The following is a 20,498-nucleotide window of genomic DNA, read 5'->3' as shown; positions in this document are numbered from 1 at the left end:
AGGCGGGCACGGTCGTGCGGCCCTCCCCGGCGCACCAGGTGGTGAACGCGGCGCGGTCGGTGCCGTACGCGCGGCGGGTGGAGTCGGCGGCGCTGGCCTCGATGGCGGCGACGGTCTCGGGGGACAGGTGCCGGTCGCGGTCGGTGTGGACGGCCACGGCACCGGCCGGTGCGCCGTCGTCCACCAGCTCCGCGTCGACCACCTCGTCGGCCTGCGTGACGGCCAACTGGCGGACCGCTGCTTCCATGTGTGGTCCTCCCTCAGTTCTGGCTCTAGAGAAGGCGCATTATCAAGAGCCAGACGCTGGGCTCGCAGCAATCGTGCTCTGGTATGGCGGCCGGGTGACGAGGCCGCGGGTATGGGTTCAGTTGCGGTGGACAAGGGTGCGCAGAACCACAGGAGCAGTAGTGCCACAGCGAGGTTTTATGAGCGACCATCTATACAACGTCATAGTCACGTCAACCAGTGTTCGGATCGCTGGTTGACCGCGCCCCTTCCAAATTCGCGCGTAGCGCCGCAATCATCGGATTGCCTGAGCTCAGTACCCGCTCGGCATCGGTGAGGGTCTGCTCGTACAGCGGAATCGCCCGGCCCAAGTCCCCCGCCGCGTCATACGCGACCGCGAGATTGTTACGGGAGGTCAGCGTGCTCGGGTGGTCCGCACCCAGCACCCGCACCCGGTCAGTGAGGGTCTGCTCGAACAGCGGAATCGCCCGGCCCAAGTCCCCCGCCGCCCGGTACGCGCCCGCGAGATTGTTACGGGAGGCCAGCGTGTCCGGGTGGTCCGCACCCAGCACCCGCTCGACGTCGGTGAGGGTCTGCTCGAACAGCGGAATCGCCCGGCCCAAGTCCCCCGCCGCCTGGTACGCGCCCGCGAGGTGGTTGCGGGAGGCCAGCGTGTCCGGGTGGTCCGCACCCAGCACCCGCTCATAGGTGGTGAGGGCGCGTTGGTGGGCGTGGAGGGCGGAGGCGAGTGCGCCTTGTCCCTCTCGGTAGACGGCAGCTTGGCTGAGGGCTGTGGCGGTGTGGGTGGTGTCGTAGTCGGGGGCGTGATGGGTGGTGAGGGCGTCGGTGTGGGGGATGAGGGCCTGATATCGGGGCCAGTTCGCGGGGTTGTGGCTGTCGTCTGGGTAGGCGGCAGCGAGGAGTTCGGCGGCGTGGTCGCGGGCGTGGCTGATGTCGTCAGTGCGGCGGTGGGGGTCGTGGGGGTCGGGGGTGCGGGCGAGAGCTTGGACAAGGCGGTGCACGGACAGGGTGCCATTGTGGTTGTCGGTGACCATGTTGTAGGCGGCGAGCTTGCCGATCGCGGCCGCGAGTCCGGGCGGGGCCGCCACGCCGTTGAGGAGATCGCGGGGAATGCGGTCTGGGGCGTACCAGGCCAGCAGGCGCAGCAGGTCTCCGGCGAGGGGTGTGTCGGTGAGGCGGTCGAGGGTGAGGCGCCAGATCCGGGCGATGGTGCGGGCGGAGTCGCCGCCTTGGGCGGCGGAGTCCAACATCTCGGCGGGCCAGCGGTCAAGCATGTCGAGGTAGATGTTGGGGCTGGTGCCGGTTTCGGCGCAGTAGGCGGCGGCTTGGTCGATGGCCAGTGCGAGGTGCCCAAGTTCGGCGCAGACCATGTCGATGCCATCGATGTTGTGTGACCCGTGCTGGGTGAGAACACGGGTGAATAGGTCGACCGCGTCGGCCGGGTCGAGTACGCCGAGGCGGATGGTAGTGGCGTGGCGGTGCCAGCCACTCGCCAGGCGTGTGGTGACCAGCACCCGGCCGCCCGACACCCGGTTCAGAAGCGGTCGGATGTCGGCGGCCGACGGCCGCGTACGTTCCCGCAGGGGACGTACCTTTGTCCATTCATTTACGATCTTGAGTGGATTATGAAGATAAAGCGGTATACGTGACGAGTCAACGGTGAAAGGCCCAACCAGGATCCGAAAGAAAAGATCTTCAGCCGACTGCTCGCAGCGCACACGTCGGTCTCACAGTCCGGCCAGGGTGAGGAGCTGTCGCATGTGGTCGGTCGGCAGGTCGGGGTTGCCGGCTGCGGCGGTCGCGACCCGTTCCGACGGGTCGGCCAGCAACTGCGTCAGCTCCCGGACCGGAAGCCGGGGATGGGCCGCGATCGTGTGGCGCACGGTGGGGTCGGGATCGGCGACCAGGTGGCGGACGAGTTCCACCGGCAGGTCGGGGTCGCGCGGGGCCAGTTGTCGCATCCTCGGGTCGGGGTCGGTGGCCAGGCGCCGGAGGACGTCCGTCGGGAGGGGGAAGTCGTCCGCCGGACGCCACCGGGTCTTCTTCACCGGACGGTAGGTGCGGTCGATGCGTTCGGCGGTGGCCGCGTCGATCCGGTCCCGGGCGTGCAGGGCCATGGCCGTACGGACGCCGCTGTCCTCGTCGTCGAGCAGCCGGGCCACGACCGGCGCGGGGAGGTCGTCGGACATCGCCGCCGAGGCGCGGAAGCAGGCGTAGGGCGAGTCCACGTGCGGCAGGGGATCGGCGGTCACCCACGGCAGGCGCAGTGTCCGTAGCCGCAGACGCGCCATCTCGCCCATGATCTGCTGTTCGAGCGCGTCGTCGTCCAGGCCGGCGCGGAGATCGGTGAGCCAGTCCCGTGGGGGCACGTCGGACAGGAGCCGTGCGTGGATCGTGGCGCGGGTCGGCTCAGGGGTGTCCCGGCGTGCGAAGACGCGGAGTCCGACCCGCGGGTCGGGGTCTTCGGCGAGGACGTCGCGCAGCGACGGTGGGAGGCCGGGGTGCCCGGCGAGTTCCTCCCGCACCTCAGGGGTCGGGTCGTCGGCCAGTCGGCGGGCCGTGTCGGTGTCGAGGGTGCAGTGGCGCACCGCGCCGGCGCGCGTGACCGGGTCGGCCAGCAGCGCCGGTAGCAGGTCGGCGGGCGGTACGGGATGAGGAAGCCGCGCGTAGTAGGTCGCGCAGGCTCGTGCCCGCACCACGTCCTCGGGGTCCGTCAGCAGGGTCCGGCGTATCGCTTCCGGGGCCTGCGTCCACCACCGGGCGAGCGTCGCCCGTACCTCCGGGGCCGGGTCGACCGCCAGCCGGGCGCGCAGGTCCTCCGGCATCCGGTCGTTCTGCGCCAGCCACTCCCGCACCCGCGGCTCGCTGTCGCCGAGCAGCCGCTCGAACAACTCGCGCGGTGCGCCGCCGTCCGCGCCGACCGCCACGGCCTCCCGTATCGCCGGATCCGGGTGCTCGGCGAGCGTCATCCGGAAGGCGTCCGGCAGGCTGCGGTTGAGCGCGAGCGAGTGCGTGAGCCAGTGCTCGTCCAGGGCGATGATCTCGGCGATCATGCCGTCGGTCAGATCCGGGCGCCCGGCGACGCCGCGATGGCTCTCGCGGTGGGCGAAGAGGCGGCGGACGTACTCGGGCGGCAACGCGGGATTCTCCGCGAGTCCTTCCAGCACCTTGTCGAGGTGGACCGGCGGCGGTACGGCGTCCGACACGGCGCATGACCCTTCTGGCTCGGCGAGTCGACCACCGAGTCTCCCATGCACGGCGCCCGCCGTCCCTGGCGCCAGGGGCGGACGTCCGACAGGGCCCGTACCGCTCCCGGCTCCGCTCACCGCCGACACTCCGCAGCCCTGACCAGGGCGGCTTCCATCGGCACCACCCGGAGTCTTGCGGTGGGAGGGTGGGGAGGGTCCGCCGGGCCAGTTGGCAGCCGCGGGTCTGCCGACTGTCGGACCTGCGGCCCTGGTCCCCGACGGCACGCTCGGTCGCAATCCCGCAGTCGGGGAATGAGACAAACCTTCCGGTGGCATGACGTCTGAGGGACGGAGGGGAGCGGGGGCGGACTGTGCGGTTGATCGTCGTGACGCTGGTGACTCTGGTGTGCTGGCTGACGTCACCAGCAGCGGCGTACGGCGCCGCGGGAAACGCGGACGACTGTGCCGTTCACCGGCTCGCCTCCGCACACGTCTCCGCGTCCCTGCGCCTGCTCCACCACGGCCGTACGCACAGCAGGGCCGAGAGCGTGATGACCGTGCGCGTGCCCGCGTCGTGGCCGCTGGCGCCGAAACTCCTGATGAGCGAGGACAGTGGCGCGTACCGGCAGGCCCTGAGTTGCCTGGTGCGAGAGGAAGCCGATGCCCAGCGGCTCCGCCCGGACGAGTGGAGAAAGGCCCCTCCCCGCATCACCTCCGACGGCAAGGAGGTGCGCATCCGGATGGAGGCGTACGCCTGGGTCGACGAACGCCATGTGTCGCTCGGGCCCTGGCGGATCGAGACGGGATTCACCCGCTGGACCATCCGGTTCAAGGCACCCGAGGCCCTGCGGGCCGCGCGGTGGGGCACCATCGAGATCGACCCGGGCACGCCGGGTGCGGAGTGGGCACGGCCCGAGCCGTCGGCCGGCCGAGGCGCCCACGCCCTGGTGTGGAAGCCCTCGACGGCGTCGGCGCGCTCGATTCCCGAGATCGAGGTGCGGACGACCCCGCCCTGGCAGCGGGCGTGGGCGGCACGCGACGGCCGCGACATGAACAACGTCAGTGTGCTCGGCGGCTTCCTCTGGATGGTGGGGATCGCCGCGGTCGCCACCGTCGCGGCCCGATCGGCCCGGCGTCGACCGGCGGGTGCGCCGGCCACGCCGGAAGAAACGGATGCCGCTCGACGATTGGTCGGCTGGGTGTGGTTGAGCCCCGCCCTCGCCTTCCTGAACGGCTTCCGGATCGGCCCGCCCGACGCAGGGGCTGTCCTGGGGATCGCACTGTGGGCGGGGACGGCGGTCGCCGTGGCCATGCTGTGCCGGGGGCCCGCCGTCGTGGCGGTCACCGGAACTCTCGGGGGCGCGGCCGTCATCACAGCTCTTGTCTCCTCCTCCACCGAAGCCCTCGTCACGGCGGACGTGCTCGCTCAGTCGGCCCTGTTCTGTGGCGCCCTCGCCTGGGCCCGGCAGTTGTCGGCGCCTCACCGGCGTCCGGGACTCCCCGTGCTGGTCCCGTTGTCCATGGCACTGGCGGCCGTACTGGTCGGCTGTCATCTGTGGCTGTCGGAGCGCGAGTGGGACCGTGTGTCCTGGCTCAGTGACCCGGCCACCGCCGAGTACGCCACGCGGCACGGCGAGCATCTGACCAGCGGGCTGCACGAGCTGGCAGCCGATGGTGCCACCTGGCTGCTCGGCTACGACTTCTTGCTGACAGCGCTGGCGATCGTCGCACTGCTGCGGGCACGGGGCGCCGCGCCGCAGTCCCGGCACGGCGCCTCGGCCACGCCGGACATCCTGCTGATGCTGCTGCTCTACACCGTCGTCGTCACACCCCCGATCGGGTTCTACCTCAACAACAGTGCCCTTGCATGGCTCCCGATCGGCCTGGACATCGCCTCGCTGGTATTGCTCCTCGTCGTCGGCGGCCGACACTCGACGCTCGCACAGCGCCTGGACGTCTCCGGACAGCCACTGCGCGAACTCTTCACCGAGGCACACCGCGTGGATTTCCTCCACCGCGCCCGCCAGTACCGGGAACTGCACGCCACCCTGCGCCGGCTGGACCACGGCCAGTCCGACGAGACGACGATGACCCGAGCCGCGGTGGAGCGTCGGCTGCGTGGACTTCACCGCTGGCGGACACCCCGGCACGTCAATGGACCGACCTCGGACCGGCTCCCCTCCGACGTGACCGTCGTCGACGTCGTCCTGGCCTGGGGACCGCGCGCGACCTGGTGGGAGAACGGCTACCGGGCCGCCACGTACGCCGCCCTCCTCGCCGTCCCGGCGAGCGCGCTGATGACCTGGCGGACCTGGATCGAGAACGGCTCGTGGGAGCAGACCTCCTGGGGCGCGGCGGACACAGCGTTCACGCTGTTGCTCTGGGAACTGGGGTGGGTCGGTGCCGGTTTTCTGCTGGGAGCCCTGTGGCGGCTGTTGCCCGGGCGCCGTGGACCTGCTCGCGCCCTGGGCTTCGGATTGGCGTACGCCCTGCCCACCGGCCTCGACGCGCTGGCGCGCCTCGCCACCGACGAAAGTCAGGGCGACGCCGCGCTGGACGTGTCCCTCACCCTGCTGATCCTCACCGTCACCGCACTCGCCATGGACCTGGAGACCTTCCGCGGAGAACGACGTTACTGGCCGTCGCAGCTCAGTCTCCTGCTGTCCGTCTACCAGATGCGCTACCTCGCCCTGCAGGCCGCGTACCTCATCGCCCAGATCGTCGCCGCCATCACCATCTGGCAGTTCGTCACCGACAGCGGTGGGCCGACGGAGAATCCGGTCAAGTTCCAGCCGTGAACCGACGGCACCGAAGCCCCTCCACGGCGAGGCCGGAAACCTACCGGGCACGCACCGGACTGACCAACACCGAGGGAAGGCCTGCCTACTCCCCCGCCTTCTCGGCGCACACCGACCTGATCTCCTCCAGCAGCTCCGGGTAATGCTCGCCGTACGTGTTCAGCGCGTGCCACACCGCGTCCAGTGCCGCTTTGAGCGGGGCGGGTTCGGCAGCGGCGAGTACGGCGGGAAGGGCGAAGTGCGGCTGTGAGATCCGCGAGAGTTCGCGCGGGTTGCCAGAGGCGCGCATCACCACGGCGGCGCCGTGCTCCGTGCCCGCGCTCACTTTCGTGCTCCGGCCGGCGGACGCCTTCGGTACGGACGCGCCCAGTGCCCGGCCGGGGCCCGTCCGTCTTTGCACGTCGTCTTCCGGCTCGACGGCCGGAACCCACGTCCGCCCGGACGCCGCCGGGGGCGTCGGGGGGCGGTACGGCGGTCGCTCCGGCGGGCGTCTCCGTGATTATCACGCCGTGATAATCGGCGGGGCCTGCCGAGCGCTCGACGGCTTCCCGCGGCCGGGCCTCCGCCTTCCCGCGGGCTGCTTCCGCCCGTTCGTCCGCCTTGGCCCTCTGTTCCTCGGGGGACAGCTTGCCGAGGTTGCGGACGTGCTCGACCTTCCGCGCCCCGGTCACCAGGCCCTTGCCGTTTTGTGATGATCATGTGTAGAACCTGCGTAGGCCCGTAGGATGATCGCCTTCGGCTGTTGCAGCCGTGCTCGAACAGAGGGATGCGGTAGATGTCTGACAGGGGATCGAGACCGGCCGACCAGCCAACTCCCTCCGCGAACACGGAATTCCAACGGGAAAAGGGCACCGAGGCCGACCGCGAAGTGCTCAAGCGGCGGCGGATCGCAGCGGTCCTCGGGGCCGTGGCCCTCGTGCTCGCCACCATCGTCACCGTCCTGGTGGCCGACGACAACGAACAGGTGTCGGCACGATCCGGTACCGCATCCCCCTCGCCGTCGGACGGCGCGGGGGACGGCACGTCCGCCGGGCCCCGAGCCGAAGAGAGCACGGAGGACCCCACCTCCGGACCGCCTTACGTACCCGTCCCGGAGTTCAGCTCCGCAACCGCACGCGACGTGGCGTTCGTCGGCGACGTCGGCCAGTTCACCGCGTGGCCCGGCGCCACGGAGTACGAAGCCATGTCGTCCTCCGGCGGATACAGCATCTCGGATTTCCGCAAGGCCGTGATCAGGGACGCGGGAGCTGTCTGCGACGCGTTCATCGCCGGGACCGGCATGAACGACGTCCCCGACGCCGTAGGGCTGCCGTTCACCGACCCGATCGACCAGGCCGCCTTCATCGTGGAGGCGGTCACCTTCTACTGCCCGGACCAGATCGCCGCAGTGACCGGCGGCGTGTACAGCAAGCCGGTGGCGACCGAACAGGACGAAGACTGCCCGGCCGTCTCCACCCTGAAGGCGACGGCCACGATCGAGCGGCCGGACGCCGATGACGACCCCACCTCGGCCACGTACTCGGTGAAGGTCCACAACACCTCTTCGTACGACGTACGCGTCCAGCTCCAGCAGCGTTGGTTCGCCGACGAGAAGGTGCCCGAGATGCAACTCGCCCCCGAGTGGGTACCGGAGTGGGGGTTCTTCGGCGAGACGAGCGAGGACCAGTTCTTCACCATCGCGGCGGGCGAGACCTTCGCTTACGAGGGTGAGCAGAACGGTGTCTACTACTGGAACCGTACCGAAGTCCGCGTCGCTCCCAAGGAGTTCGCGTTCTTCGGATGCGGCTACCGGCCCGGCCCAGATGTCATGACGGAGGAATAGCCGCGCGGGACTCCTCAGGACCATCGAACGCGGGTGGCAGGTCCTCGAACATCGTGAACTCGAACGAGCTCGTACGACCGGGGTAGGGGGACGGCTGGGGCCGGTCCCTCGAAGGAGGGGCCGGCCCCGGGTTGCGGTGGCTGCTCGGTCAGGTCGGCCATGGGCCGGGACAGGGTTCAGCCGGTGTGGACGGTGTGGCTCTCTCTGTGCTTGATGAGGAGGTCCAGCATCTTGTCGAACTCCTCGGGCGGCATCTTGTGGATCAGGTGCTGCGCCGCGTACACGCCGTCCTGGTAGGGGAACCGCTTCGGCTGCTCTCCCGCACTGGCCGTCGTCGCGGGAGCAGCGGCCTGCACGGGAACGGATGGTGTGTCCTTCTCCGTTTCCCTGGCGGGCGACTCGTGCTCCGTGGCCGTCGGTACGGAGGCCGCGGGTTTCCCTGTGGTGACGGGTTCCTCCGGTGCCGGGGACAGTTCGGCTGCTTTGTGGTCGTGCGGTTCTCCGCCGCCCACGGTGTCGGTGATTACGCCGTAATCACCGGCGGGGCTGCCTTCCGAGCTTGCGGGCGCGCCGGGTACCGACTGCGTCCTGTGCTCCGCGAAGGTGCGTACCTCCTCTTCCTTTCGTGCTCTTTCGGCCTTCAGCTCCTGCAGAGCCGCCTTCTGCTGGTCTGCCGGTTTGTTGCCGACAGCTCGCAGCAGATCGATGGGTTCCTCGCCGATGCGTGCCTGCAGCTCGGGGACGAGGTTGAGCAGGGCGAGGCGCTGTGACACCCAGCCCTGGGAGCGGTGGAGGCGCTTGGCGAGGGCTCTCTGGCTTCCGTGGATGGCCAGGAGCCGTTGGAGAGCGCGGGCTTCGTCGAGTTCTTCGAGGTCCTGCCGGTGGATGTTGGCGACGAGGGCGGACTCGAGGAGTTCCTCCGAGGTGGTGCCCTGGTCGTCGCTGACCATCACCTTGACGGTGGTGAGGCCGGCCTCGCGTGCGGCGGCGAGGCGGCTGCTGCCGTCGATGACGACGTGGGTGGTGTCCGGTTCGAGGTCGGCTTCACGGTCCGGGTTGGCTTTGACGTAGGCGTCGCGGTTCATGACCGTGATCGCCTGTTTCTGGCCGTGGGTCCTCAGGCTGCCGACAAGGTCGGTGAGGTCTCCGAGGGTGGAGCGGGGGTTGTCCGGATTGGGGCTGATGCGTTCGACGGGGAGTTCCGCCGGTGGGGCGACGCCTTCGGTGGGCACGCCGGTCGCGGCAGCGACAGCCTGGCGGCGTGCGCTGACGGGACGTACTCCCCCACCGAATCGGCCGGCACCGAGCTGATCGGCCTTGCTCACAAGACCTCCCGGGCGAGCGCACGCATGCCGACTGCCTGCTGTGATTTGGGTGCGTAGGACAACAGGGGTTCCTTCACCCGGACGGCTTCTTTCTGTTCCTTGAGGTCTCCGATGAGGCCGACGACCCGTGGATCCTTTATGTCCACCCATCCCTGGAGGGACGAGGTGGCGATGTAACCGCGACGGGAGTCGTACAGATTGACGACGATGCCGAGGTAGTCGATGTCGACCTGAAGGTCGCCGCGGAGGTCGTCGATCTGCGTAGTGAGCAGTTCGTACGCGTCGGCTGAGCTGTCTTCTGCCTGGACGACGATCAGGGCGCCGGACTGTCCGGGCGTTTCTCCGTCGCGACGGCGGCCGTAGTAGGCGGCGGCGTCCATGCTCAACCCGAGGCTGGGCGGGCAGTCGACGATGATTACGTCGTAATCAGCTTCGAGCGGGGCGAGGGCTCGCTCGAGTGCGGCTTCCCGGGCGCGCACGGCGGAGAGGCGCACGTCGAGCAGGAACGCGTCATTGCAGGCGGGCAGCAGGTGGAGTCGGCCGTTGAAGGTGTCGTCGTCGATGGAGACGATGAGGTCGCCCAGGTCGCCCTTGGGGTCACCTGCCATGTGGTTGGTGAGGCTGTCGCCGTTCATGGGCAGGGGTGCGGCACCGAGCTGGTTGGTGAGGTGGCACTGCGGGTCGAAGTCGACGAGGAGCACGCGCATTCCGGGGCCGGGGAGGTTCTCGATGTCGAGTGGATCGTCGTCCGGCTCGGCTTCGTCGGGGTGAGCTTCGCTGGCGCGCAGTGCTTTGGTGAGGGCTTTGGCGACGCGGACGGGCTGCAGGGTGTCGGGGTCCTCTGCCAAGGCCTCGCCCAGACCTGCGGTAATCGCGGTCTTGCCGACTCCGCCTTTCTGGTTGCAGACGACGATCCGACGGGTGATGGAGGGCCGCTCGATGTCCGGGGCCGGGTGGGTCTCGAGCCACAACTGGACGGACTGGGCGAGGCCCTGGATGAGTGAGACGCGTCGATCGGCGGCGATCCGCCGGAACCCTTCCCACTGGCCGGGAGGCAGGAAGGTGGCGAAGGAGTCGGCGCCGGCTGTGTCGACCGCCGCGGTGGCGGAGGCCAGATCACACCAGGCGCTGATGCCTTCTTCTACGGCGGCCTGGATCTCGATGCCGCGCTGAGCGGCTCTGACTTTGAGGTTCTGCCGGAGCCATCCCGGCAGTTTGGAGACGACCTTCTCGCGGTCGCTGGAGGTGGCTGGCGAACTCATGCGAGACACCATACTAACGTTCATGATCAATCAACACATCGACACGTTAGTTAGACCAAGTTGATGCGTGCCCATGGACGCCTGGGTGATTACGGCGTAATCACCCAGCGCGCCAACCAGGCACGGACTCACCGGCGATTACGGCGTAATCACCCAGCACACCGACCAGACACGGACCCACCGGCGATTACGGCGTAATCACCCAGCACACCGACCAGACACGGACCCACCGGCGATTACGGCGTAATCACCGACAGCGGCAGGTGCGCGCCGACAACCGAGGGGCGAGTACGCCTCATCGCCGCCGACGTGGCCGGGCCGGATGCGCGGTCGTCCACCGGCCTGCCGGGACACGCGGATCTCTTCCAGGAGTGAGCAGCCCCGCCGGCCAGCATCTCCGCGTCCCAGCGCCGGGACGGCTCGCCGGTAGAGTCGGTCCGAGGGGAGTGCTGATCTGGGGGGACTCGTGACGGCAGCGGGTGCACCGCCCATCATCCTCGTACACGGAACGCGGTTCAGCGCGGGACAGTGGAGTCCACAGCTGGCCGCACTCCAAGAGGACTTCCGGGTAGCCGCCGTTGACCTACCAGGCCACGGCGCCCGCTCGACTCAACCCTGGAGCCTGAACGCGGCGACGGAGATCATCGCCTCCGCGGTGGACTCGCTCGACCGCGGGCCGGCTCTGGTCGTCGGGCACTCGCTCGGCGGATACGCCTCGCTGGAGTTCGCGCGGCACCACCCCGGGCGACTGCGAGGGCTGGTCCTTGCCGGGGCCAGCGCCTCGACCCGTGGCCCGTGGGCAACGCCGTATCGGTGGGTCGCCGGGCTCGTCCCTCGCATACCGGCGGACCGGCTGACCCGGCGGAACGACCGGTTGCTGCGCCGGCTCTATCCGCCCGAGGTGGTGGAGGCGACCATCCGCTCCGGCTATGCCTTCCACACCCTGCCGGCCGCCTGGGGCGAGGTGCTGGGCCGCTTCGACGCGGAAGCGATGCGCCATGTGGCCGCTCCCGTACTCATCCTGAACGGCGAGAAGGACACTCTCTTCCGGTCCGGCGAGATGGACTTCGCCCGCGCGCATCCGAACGCCCGCGTCGAACTGATCCCGCGGGCAGGACATCTCGCGAACTTCGACGATCCGGATGCCTTCACCGACGCCGTCCGCCGCTTTGCTCGACAGCTGCCTGTGCGCAGCTGAGCGCACCGGAACCGGATCCCGCCAGGGCTGCCCGAGCGAGCACAGCAGGACCACGAACGCTCAGGCCGACCAGATCCGCCGGTTGCGGCCGACGGCGACGCCGGATTCGAGGTTGCGCAGTCCGGCGCGGCGTCGGAAGCTCGGTCACGATCAGATCGCGCGCTCACTGGCCAACACGGTGCCGCCCGGTCACGCTCCCAACAGGGTGAACGGTGCCTGATACGGCGCCAGGCGCTTGCCACACGCCCTCCCCCGGCGCTGACGCCGCTCCCCCGGCGCGGGTGATTACGTCGTAATCACCCGCCTGCCCCGCCGCACATCGCATGAGCGCTGAACATCCTCCGTGGCTTCTTCCCTGCCCGTCAGGAGCACGTGTCGGTGTCCCCGGAATGCGCACAGGTCGGTACGGCCGAGGATCCGCGGTCTCGAGGGGCGCCGTCCGTCATGCGACGCCGGCACGATGTCCGGTTCTACGCGGCCGGTGCCGCCAGGCGGAAGCCCACGCCGATCGCTTCGAGATCCGGTTCGCAGGCGCCGTGCCGGCGGGCGCAGCGGGCCAGGTCCCGGTCGTGGCGGAACGAGCCGCCCCGGGGGATATGCCCATCGAAGGCCCAGTCCTCGGTGGCCGGTACCGCGGCGGGCGCGCCCGGGCAGGGGGCGTAGAGACTCGACCACCTCAAGTTCTGTCCGGCCACCGGGCCAGGAGGTGCGGGCCACGGCCGTCGGACGGAAGCGAGCCCTGCTCCGCACATGAGGCCACGAGCAACGCCGGTCCGGCGACGCTATAGCCTCCGCCTGTGACCAACCGCCGCAGTCGGACCGAGAGTCCTCGCTCCCACGAGCTGCCCCACCATCGAGCGATCCTGGAGGGTACGGACTGGGCGTCGCTCGCCACCGTGTGCGGGACGGGCGGGTCCCTGCCGACGACGCTGGCACGCTTCATCGACCCCGACCCGGTCGTCAGGACGGCGGCCGTCGACGACGCGCTCAGGGAAGTGACCCACCAGAACACCATCTACGAAGCCACCGTGCCCGTGGCGTGTTACGTCGCGGCCGTCCTCCACCATCCGGTCATCGCGGCAGGCGACTCCGGCACCGATGCCGGTATGCCACCGCACCGCCCGACCGTCGTGAGACTGCTCGAGTGGCTCGGTGACACCGCCTACGACGCCGACGACGAGTGCGTCGCCATCAGCGAACGCCACTGCGGCGAGGGGTTCCTCGACGAGGACAGGGAGATGCGCGCGTTCCGGGAGCTGCGCCCGGCGCTCTTCTCCGCTGTGCGTCCTCTTCTCGACCACGACGACGCGCAGGTACGCGAAGCCGCTTTCGTCGCTGCGGTCCCCCTGGCGGAGCACCCCGCGCTCGCCACGCACCGGGCCGAGCTGGTCGGCCACGCCCGTCGTCTGCTGGCCACCGGCACCGACCGCCACCACCGGGACCGTGCCCTGGACGCGATGAAGGCATGGGGTCACGACACCGGCGACCTGGAGAACGCGGACGACATCGCAGCCCGCGAGCGTTACGCCCGTCTCAAGGCGGAACGTGATTCCTGGTGGGCTGCCGGCGGGACGGGCGGCTATTCCGAGAGCCCGCCCTTCTGACTCGGGGTCACTCGGTGCTCCTGGGCATCCGCTGATCCCCCAGTCCTTGGGCGGTCGACCGCTCGCGTCCCCAGGCGGCCAGTGGTTCGAGTGCGTCGTTGAGGTGCTTGCCGTCCTCGGTCAGCGAGTATTCGACGCGGGGCGGCACCTCGTCGTAGGAGACGCGGTGCACGACGCCGTCCGCTTCCATCTCGCGCAGGTGGGAGGCGAGCACCTTCTCGGTGATCCCCGGGAGCAGTCGGCGCAGTTCGCCGAAGCGGCGGTGGGGGTGCTCGTGGAGCGCCCAGAGGATCAGCACCTTCCACTTGCCGCCGATCACCTCCATCGCGGTGTCGATCCCGCAGACGTGTCCGTCCCGTGTGCCCGGCCGGTTCAGTGTCGTCATGCCCACCCCTCTGACGTGCTCGCTCACCCCGGGGTAAGCACCCACTCCGAAGTGCGTACTTGATCGCCTCCGGGCCTGCTCCCAGGCTAGTCGGCATGGCACAGACCACTGTCGAGAAGACGTCCGTCACGCTGCTGGGCCTCGGTGCGATGGGCACCGCGCTGGCCCGTACCTGGCTCGCCGCCGGTCACCCGGTCACCGTCTGGAACCGCACTCCGACCCGCTCCGCACCGCTCGCCGCCGAGGGGGCGAGGGTCGCGGACGGTGCCGCCGCCGCCGTCGCGGCGAACACGCTGGTCGTCGTCTGTCTGCTGGACGACGCCTCGGTCGAGGAGACGCTGGCGGGCACCGACCTGGCCGGCCGGGACCTGGTCAACCTGACCACCAGCACCCCGGCCGAGGCCCGTGCCCGCGCCGAGTGGGCCCGCGAGCGCGGCGCCCGCTACCTGGACGGCGGGATCATGGCCGTCCCTCCGATGATCGGCGTCCCGGAGGCCGGCGGCTACGTCTTCTACAGCGGCTCGCGGGAGCTGTTCGAGCGGCACGCGGAGACACTGCGCGTCCCGGCCGGCACCACCTACGTGGGTGAGGACGCGGGCTTCGCGGCGCTCCACGACGTGGCCCTGCTCAGCGCCATGTACGGGATGTTCGCCGGGGCCGCGCACGCCTTCGCCCTGATCCGCAAGGAGGACATCGATCCCGCGTCACTCGCCCCGCTGCTCGCCGACTGGCTCGTCGCGATGGCCCCGGCCGTTCACCAGACCGCCGACCAACTGCGCAGCGGCGACTACACCAAGGGTGTCGTCTCCAACCTCGCGATGCAGGTGGCCGGCACACCGACCTTCCTGAACACCGCCGAGCAGCAGGGTGTCAGCCCGGAGCTGCTCTCCCCGTACTTCGCGTTGATGCGCCGCCGCCTGTCCGAAGGCAGCGGTGAGGAAGACCTGACGGGCGTGATCGACCTGCTGGTGCGTTGACCGGCCACTCGCCGGCCCAGAGGGGGTCGTGCCGGTCGGGGAGGAGGCCGGCATCCGATGGGCAGCACCAGGGGTGATGCCACGGGCGGGATCATCACGCCGTGATAAGTGCCGGTGTCGGCGACAGGGTCTTCTGTGGTGTCGTCGTGAGCGAGAAGGTAAGCTGTCCTTCGAAACCTAGACACATTGAGGCCCCCGCTTCGGCGGGGGCCTCAATGGTGTGCCGGTCGTGTCACGGGCGGGGCGGCCTCCGCCGTGAGCGGTCACGGGCCGTCGAGAGGCTCAGTACCTCCGCGGTTCCCTCGGGGGCCGCCTTCGCCGGCTTCGAGCGGCCGGGCGAGGTCCTGCGGCCCAGGCGCTTCTCCTTCTTCTCCTGCTCGGCCTGGGCGACGGATGCCTCGTAACGCTCCTGGTAGTCGTCGACGTCGAGACGGTCCGCGGGGTCGAGCGTGCCGATGGCCTCCAGGTGCTCGGTGACGCTGCGCGCGCCACTGATCATCGGGTTGAGGAGGTAGATGCCCTTGGCCTGGCGGAACACCAGCTTGGCGAGGATCAGGGCCTGGAGGCCCCGTCCCACCATGGAGCGGTGTACGTCCAGGGCTTCGGCCAGCTCCTCTTCGGTGACCAGGCAGCGCCCTCCCGGCTCCTGGGTCCCCAGGAGCCGGAAGAGCACTCGGTAGGCGATCCCCGGCATCGCGGGCATGTAGGCGAAGCCGTTGAAGGTGCCGTATGTCAGCTCCGGCGGCTCCGGGTTCGCAGACGCTGCAGTCCTCATCCTCAGGCCTCCGGCTTCTTCTCCGTACGCTTGCGCTTGCGCGTCCTCGACGATGGTCTGGGTAGTTTCGCACCTGGTAGGGCCATGTCTCTGAACTCTTCCGGAACACCGGGGTCGAGCATGAGCTCGTTGAGCAGGCTCAGCTGTTCCACCTGGACCTTGACGCTCTTGGCCACCGATCCGCGACCGGGTTTCTCGATCAGTCGGTAGCCGCCGCGCAGGGTCACCGCCGGCTGGAGCTGGATCGACCCCTTCTTCGGAGAGTAGGCCAGCCCCAGCCTCTTCAGCTTGGTCTGGGCCCGTGACACCTGGGCCGGGTCCATGTCCAGCTCGGCGGCGATCTCGGCCTGCTTGAGCTCGACGGCCCCTCCTACTTCCTGGCTTCCCATCATGTAGAGCAGCACGCACAGGGTCACGTTGTCGTCCCTGAAGTACCTGGCGGCCCAGCGCAGGAACTCCAGGCTGTCCTGGGCGAAGTACTTGCCGACGAAGTCGCCCGCGGTGACCGGGGGCCTGACCTCCGCCGTGTGGCCGACGGGCAGCTCGACGAGGTTCTTCCGCGGACCGAGCGTGCCCGCGTACGGGCTGCTGGGGCTCGGCGCGCGAGGTGGGGACGAGCCGGGGACCCGACGGGGGTCCCCTTGAGGCTGGGCGGACATGGCGCTGTGTGCTCCTCAAGATCGAAACCTAGACGCAGAGCACAGTAGTGATTGCGCATATAGATAGCAACGACGCGACCTATCTGCGCGTTGCGCGCGTCGAACATGACTTCGGAGTCATGTTGACGACGGTTCCGGAGCCCATCGCGAGATTGCGCAGATAAGTCGCAATGGATACGGGGCAACTTGACTTCACACGCAACTTCCGAGGCCTCAAAATGACGTGGGAGTCATGTTCTGAGGTCGTGTCACCCCCTCTGACCTGCGTAAATGTGACGCCCTCTATTCTTTATAAGGGTGCGGGTCCGTGTCCGGTCGCTCTTCTCGAACCGATGCTGAGAGCCATGCAGTCGCCTTGACCGGGACCTTGAGCACTCTCTGCCCCTCTTGGACCCGCACCACCGAAAGTCAGCCACGACGGTGCCGGCACCCGGACGATCAGGCGCGCGTGTGTCTCCAGCAACCCCGTCCCGGTCCCAGCCACGCTTCCCTGTCTTGAGGGCCCCGGCAGCACGACGGATCCGTAAGGAGAATGAGGTGGTGAACCCTCGTGACCTCGAACTGACCCTTGCCGCCGCTCGTGCCGTCGGCCCCTGCCCGCCCGGGGAGGAGGCAAGCTGGACCGAGCAGGTCCGGGCCAGGGCCGTCCACCTCTACACCCTCGCCGACACGGTCGGGCAGGACCTCCAGCGCCTGGATACCGCGAAGCAGTTCACGGCCACCCTGCTCTCCGTGCGGATCGAGTCCACGAGTACCCGCGGGCTCCTGGTCGTCCGCAACACTTCCGGAGAGCTGGAGCGCCTGCGCACGGACCGTGGTGATACGGACGCGGGCCGGGCGATGATCGAGCGTGCCCGGGCGCTGGTCGGGCACCGGCTGCGTGTGTACCGGCTCAACGAGCAGATGGCCTCCAACGCCAAGTTGCAGGTCCGCACCGTCGTCCATCTGGCCGACCACGGCCCGGACACCGACCCCGTGCACGAGCACAGCGCGAAGGAGAACGTGCTGGCGGCGGCCGAGGGTGACAAGGAGTCCGCCCGTCAGGCCTGGCTGGACGCCGGCCTGCCCGAGACCGGCTCGGTGACCGTGCGTCAGCTCGCCGAGGCCCTGGCACAACTGCCCGTCGCCGACATGCTGTAGCCCGGGCTGGGTATAGTGCGGGCAACCCTTCCTTGCTCAGGCACCGGGGCCCCACCGATACGTCGGTGGGGCCCCGGTTTTCGTGCTCGGGCGACCTGGAGGCTCAGGCGACCTGGAGGTTCGGGCGGCCGTCCGCCGCGGGCGGGACGGCGGCGTAGGCGGGGAGTTTCAGGTTGGGCAGCTCACCGGCCTTGATGTTCGCGATCGCCGCGCGGAAGGAGGCCTCCATGTCCTGGGGGCTGGCGTACTTCGCCGCCAGGGGGTGGAGGCGGTAGGAGTTGCCCCTGCCCCGGCTGCCCTCCTCGTTCTTGGGGCGCAGGACGATGTTCAGCTCGCACAGCGGGGCGATGAGGTTGCTGACGGCCTGCGGGGTGACACGGTACTCACCGGCCATGTCCTTCTGCCGTACGGGAAGGTGGCCCCCGAAGTCGGAGCGGTAGAGCAGGTACTGCAGGAACTTCACGGTGGCCCCGGAGACGGGCAGGGCCCAGATGCGTTCGGACACGACCGGTGACATGACTTCAGCCATCGGTATCCCTTCTTCCTGCCGGGCGGCGCAGCGTCAGGTGGATGTGTATCACCCGATGCGCCGCCCCATGTCGTAGGGCGGGTGCCGGGTGAGGTCGAGGTCCTGCTCTTCCTGCTGGGGATCGGGGCCGATCCCGTTGGGGAAGGCTTCGGGGTCGCGGTCGTGCTGGGCTGCGATCTGTTCCAGGACGGCGTGCTGGGCGGTGCTGTTGCCCTGGAACCACAGGCGGACGTTCAGCTGGATCATGCCGTTGCCGAGCTGTTCGATCCACCGGTAGCCGACCAGGGCCTTGATCGCGCGGTTGACCGTGGAGCGGGTGATGCGCTTGCCGTTCTTCTGGGCGGCGAGCTTGTTGAGGCCGTCGGTGATCTCCTGCTGTGTGTACGGGGTGACGCCGGTGCCGTGCTGCTGGCCGCCGGCGACGTAGAGGAAGACGCACAGCTGGGACTTGGTTATGGAGTTGGCCACTGCGAGCTGGGCCAGGAGCTGGGTGAACCAGTTCGAGGCCAGGCTGTAGCCGGCGTCGCCCGCCATGTCGTGGACGGCCGTGTGGTCGGGCTCGTACTCGAAGGTGACGTTCTTGAGCTTGCGACGGCCACGAGGGTCGGCGCTCCGCGTCGCTTCTCCCAGTTGTTCTCCGAGGACCTGGAGCAGGTCCTCGAAGCCTTCGTCGCCCGATGGAACGTCAGCGACGACGCGGGGTCTCGGTCGTGCCGGCGGATCAGGTGTCACAGGACCTCCCTTGATACTCAGGCGGTCCAGAGACTAGCCCAAATATCAAGCAGCAGTTGTCTTTTGCGCCAATGGATCACCGCATGAGGGCCCTGGAGCGGTCCTACCCATCCCTGCCGTCCGGAAGTCAAACACAGCTTGAGTTTTTCGGCCCGTTCGCGCCGAGAATCAAGCGCTGGTTGATTTCGCGTGTCGCGATGGCAGCACATTCCGTTCGATTCGATCCGCACGCCGACCGCGTTCTCGGAGTCAGGCCCACGCCGCTGACCTGCGGTGTTGCGAGCCCTTCGGAGCCCCGGGAAGAATCAACCACAGCTTGAGTTTCCAGCCCAAATGTGTCCGCCAGGTTGACATTCCGAGACCCCGAATGTGCTCCCCAGGACAACATGGGTTCGGTGAAACCGCAGGTCAGAGCGTTAAATTTCAGCGCCCCTCTTACCAAAGAGGTCCGCACCGGCGAGCGCCCCCGCTGTCCGTCCGCTATCAGCCCAGTCCCCTGCCCATCCCTGACCGGTACCACCGAACGCCGGCCCCGTCGGTGAGGAACCCGACCGTCGACGGGTGGAAGCACCCGCACCACCCACCCCGCTCGACCACGCTTGTTGTCTTGAAACGTCACGGGATCAACCACCCGGGACTCGGCCCCGCTGATGCTGTCCACTGCCCGCACCGCACCACGGCCCCGCACGCGAAGCGAGCTCAGCCCACCCCTTGTCCGTCCCTACCGTGCAAGAGCCACTTCAGGAAAGCCCGCATGTTCGAAGTGGTGAACGTGTGGCGTGGATTTCTAGCGTTCTGGTCGGCACTGCTTGCCGTGTCACATCTGTCCGGAGTCGCTGAAGGAGCACCTGTGGATCACATGGATCACAAGCCCGGAACGCCTGGAATGCACGAGATGAGTGACCCCGTGTCCGCCGTGGACACCGCGGGTGCCCTTTTCTTCACCGGATGGGCCGTGGCGATGTGGGCGGCGGTCGCCGTGCTCGCCTATGCGAACCGGGGTCCGGTGCGGCCCTGGTTGTACCGGACGGCGGTGGGGCTGATCGGCCTGGGAGTCGTCGGACAGATCGGCCACTTCCAGGAGCACGTGGCACAGGCGATCTACTGGATCGCCAACCCGTACTCCCCGGCCTGGATGACCCCTTGGGCGGACAGTTTCGCCCGGGGGATGGGTCAGATCGACCCGTCCAAGCCGGCGCTCGGCATGGAACTGCTCCACCTCGTCGGCAACTTCATCTTCCTGGCCGGCCTGGTCGGCATCGCGCAGATCACGCGGCGGGTCAGCGGCGAGCTGAAGTCCCGGAAGTGGGCCAGGATGGGCGTGTGGATGCAGGGCATCCACGGTGTGGAGCACCTCGTGCTCACCATCTCCGTGGCGCTGGGTGCCAGCCGGGCCATCGGGCTGTCCACCTGGTTCGGTGCGATCGAGCCGGGGGTCGCGCTGTCGACGTACCGGGTGTGGTGGCACTTCGTCGCCAATCTCGTCGGAACGGCCATCCTCGGGTTCGCGATGCTCCACCTGTGGCGGGAGAAGCGCATCGTCAAGGCGGCCTACCTCCTGGAGCAGGACAGCGGCCTTCCGCACGTCCCCGGCGCGGGAATCCGCGAGGACGTGCCTCGGGAGTCCGTGCTGGCAAGCAGGAAGTGAGGGACGGCTGCGGCATGGCTGGAGTCATCACGCCGTGACAACTCCAGCCGTACCGGCTTCCGAGTCGGTGCCCACGGCCTCCACCCGGCATCTCCAGCACAGCCCGTGGGGAGCCCTGCGGGAACAGGTGCCGCCACGGCCCCGGCAGCGGTCCACCACGACGGGGCCGGACGCCTTCGGTGGCGTCCACGTCCGACGGTCCGGCCGGTC

17 protein-coding genes and 3 pseudogenes are annotated in these 20,498 nt (G+C 69.0%); 7 read left to right on the top strand and 13 right to left on the bottom strand.

Translation table 11 applies throughout. From position 1 onward, the window contains the following. The 3 genes and pseudogenes from B7767_RS38260 to B7767_RS38250 all read right to left on the bottom strand — a co-directional run. Positions 1 to 247 (bottom strand): annotated as a pseudogene (locus B7767_RS38260) (integrase); the annotation flags it as partial. 211 nt (positions 248 to 458) lie between these two features. After that, positions 459 to 1,760, bottom strand: a complete 1,302-nt coding sequence (locus B7767_RS38255; RefSeq protein ID WP_085575993.1) for a tetratricopeptide repeat protein — start codon at positions 1,758 to 1,760, stop codon at positions 459 to 461. 213 nt (positions 1,761 to 1,973) lie between these two features. Further along, positions 1,974 to 3,452 carry a hypothetical protein gene (locus tag B7767_RS38250; RefSeq protein ID WP_085575992.1) on the bottom strand — a complete coding sequence of 493 codons (1,479 nt, stop codon included), beginning with the start codon at positions 3,450 to 3,452 and terminating at the stop codon, positions 1,974 to 1,976. A gap of 368 nt (positions 3,453 to 3,820) precedes the next feature. Here B7767_RS38250 and B7767_RS38245 point away from each other — a divergent pair, with 368 nt between their 5' ends. Beyond that, the gene (locus B7767_RS38245; protein WP_143652882.1) at positions 3,821 to 6,232 is read left to right on the top strand and encodes a DUF6185 family protein; all 2,412 of its coding nucleotides are present in this window, start codon (positions 3,821 to 3,823) and stop codon (positions 6,230 to 6,232) included. Between the two features lie 85 nt (positions 6,233 to 6,317). Here B7767_RS38245 and B7767_RS38240 read toward each other — a convergent pair whose 3' ends face one another. After that, positions 6,318 to 6,557, bottom strand: a complete 240-nt coding sequence (locus B7767_RS38240) for a hypothetical protein (RefSeq protein WP_306298042.1) — start codon at positions 6,555 to 6,557, stop codon at positions 6,318 to 6,320. A 450-nt stretch (positions 6,558 to 7,007) separates the two neighbouring features. Here B7767_RS38240 and B7767_RS38230 point away from each other — a divergent pair, with 450 nt between their 5' ends. Next, entirely contained in the window at positions 7,008 to 8,054 is a 1,047-nt protein-coding gene (locus B7767_RS38230) for a DUF732 domain-containing protein (RefSeq protein WP_085575989.1), read from the top strand. 176 nt (positions 8,055 to 8,230) lie between these two features. On the opposite strand, the gene B7767_RS38225 is transcribed toward B7767_RS38230, so the two are convergent. From B7767_RS38225 to B7767_RS45320, 3 genes and pseudogenes are all read right to left on the bottom strand, one after another. Then, positions 8,231 to 9,286, bottom strand: coding sequence for a ParB/RepB/Spo0J family partition protein (locus tag B7767_RS38225; protein WP_373408272.1), 1,056 nt, complete (start codon positions 9,284 to 9,286; stop codon positions 8,231 to 8,233). A gap of 89 nt (positions 9,287 to 9,375) precedes the next feature. Further along, positions 9,376 to 10,641 (bottom strand): ParA family protein, encoded by a 1,266-nt coding sequence (locus B7767_RS38220; RefSeq protein ID WP_085575988.1) that lies wholly within the window; start codon positions 10,639 to 10,641, stop codon positions 9,376 to 9,378. 267 nt (positions 10,642 to 10,908) lie between these two features. Continuing rightward, a pseudogene (locus tag B7767_RS45320) lies at positions 10,909 to 11,013 on the bottom strand (IS5/IS1182 family transposase); the annotation flags it as partial. A 94-nt stretch (positions 11,014 to 11,107) separates the two neighbouring features. Here B7767_RS45320 and B7767_RS38215 point away from each other — a divergent pair. Beyond that, on the top strand, positions 11,108 to 11,839 hold the full coding sequence (locus B7767_RS38215; protein WP_085575987.1) for an alpha/beta fold hydrolase: 732 nt from the start codon (positions 11,108 to 11,110) through the stop codon (positions 11,837 to 11,839). A gap of 470 nt (positions 11,840 to 12,309) precedes the next feature. Here the strand turns inward: B7767_RS38215 and B7767_RS38210 are convergent. Beyond that, positions 12,310 to 12,615: pseudogene (locus tag B7767_RS38210) on the bottom strand (SUMF1/EgtB/PvdO family nonheme iron enzyme); the annotation flags it as partial. A gap of 21 nt (positions 12,616 to 12,636) precedes the next feature. On the opposite strand from B7767_RS38210, the gene B7767_RS38205 reads away from it, so the two are divergent. Further along, positions 12,637 to 13,443: a hypothetical protein gene (locus B7767_RS38205; RefSeq protein WP_256923718.1), complete on the top strand. Its 807-nt coding sequence runs from the start codon at positions 12,637 to 12,639 to the stop codon at positions 13,441 to 13,443. A 7-nt stretch (positions 13,444 to 13,450) separates the two neighbouring features. Here B7767_RS38205 and B7767_RS38200 read toward each other — a convergent pair whose 3' ends face one another. After that, positions 13,451 to 13,828 carry a helix-turn-helix domain-containing protein gene (locus B7767_RS38200; RefSeq protein WP_085575996.1) on the bottom strand — a complete coding sequence of 126 codons (378 nt, stop codon included), beginning with the start codon at positions 13,826 to 13,828 and terminating at the stop codon, positions 13,451 to 13,453. Positions 13,829 to 13,923: 95 nt separating this feature from the next. Between B7767_RS38200 and B7767_RS38195 the strand changes: the two genes are divergently transcribed. Further along, the gene (locus tag B7767_RS38195; protein ID WP_085575986.1) at positions 13,924 to 14,805 is read left to right on the top strand and encodes an NAD(P)-dependent oxidoreductase; all 882 of its coding nucleotides are present in this window, start codon (positions 13,924 to 13,926) and stop codon (positions 14,803 to 14,805) included. Positions 14,806 to 15,037: 232 nt separating this feature from the next. Here the strand turns inward: B7767_RS38195 and B7767_RS38190 are convergent, their stop codons facing one another. Both B7767_RS38190 and B7767_RS38185 read right to left on the bottom strand, forming a co-directional pair. Then, positions 15,038 to 15,580 (bottom strand): hypothetical protein, encoded by a 543-nt coding sequence (locus B7767_RS38190; RefSeq protein WP_085575985.1) that lies wholly within the window; start codon positions 15,578 to 15,580, stop codon positions 15,038 to 15,040. Between the two features lie 2 nt (positions 15,581 to 15,582). Beyond that, complete coding sequence (locus B7767_RS38185; protein ID WP_085575984.1) at positions 15,583 to 16,239, bottom strand: hypothetical protein; 657 nt, start codon at positions 16,237 to 16,239, stop codon at positions 15,583 to 15,585. Between the two features lie 540 nt (positions 16,240 to 16,779). On the opposite strand from B7767_RS38185, the gene B7767_RS48755 reads away from it, so the two are divergent. After that, positions 16,780 to 17,379, top strand: coding sequence for a hypothetical protein (locus B7767_RS48755; protein WP_256923717.1), 600 nt, complete (start codon positions 16,780 to 16,782; stop codon positions 17,377 to 17,379). 103 nt (positions 17,380 to 17,482) lie between these two features. Here B7767_RS48755 and B7767_RS38175 read toward each other — a convergent pair whose 3' ends face one another. Together B7767_RS38175 and B7767_RS38170 are read right to left on the bottom strand one after the other, a co-directional pair. After that, positions 17,483 to 17,908, bottom strand: coding sequence for a hypothetical protein (locus B7767_RS38175; RefSeq protein ID WP_085575982.1), 426 nt, complete (start codon positions 17,906 to 17,908; stop codon positions 17,483 to 17,485). A 48-nt stretch (positions 17,909 to 17,956) separates the two neighbouring features. Further along, a complete protein-coding gene (locus B7767_RS38170) occupies positions 17,957 to 18,640 on the bottom strand; it encodes a hypothetical protein (RefSeq protein WP_085575981.1) in 684 nt (227 codons plus the stop codon). Positions 18,641 to 19,535: 895 nt separating this feature from the next. Here B7767_RS38170 and B7767_RS38165 point away from each other — a divergent pair. Then, a complete protein-coding gene (locus tag B7767_RS38165) occupies positions 19,536 to 20,288 on the top strand; it encodes a DUF6008 family protein (RefSeq protein WP_352382425.1) in 753 nt (250 codons plus the stop codon). Positions 20,289 to 20,498: the final 210 nt, after the last annotated feature.

Origin of the sequence: Streptomyces sp. 13-12-16, from assembly GCF_002114215.1 — a bacterium.
GTDB lineage: Bacteria > Actinomycetota > Actinomycetes > Streptomycetales > Streptomycetaceae > Streptomyces.
Note: the sequence above shows the minus strand (reverse complement) of the source record. Positions and strands in the feature narration are given on the sequence as shown.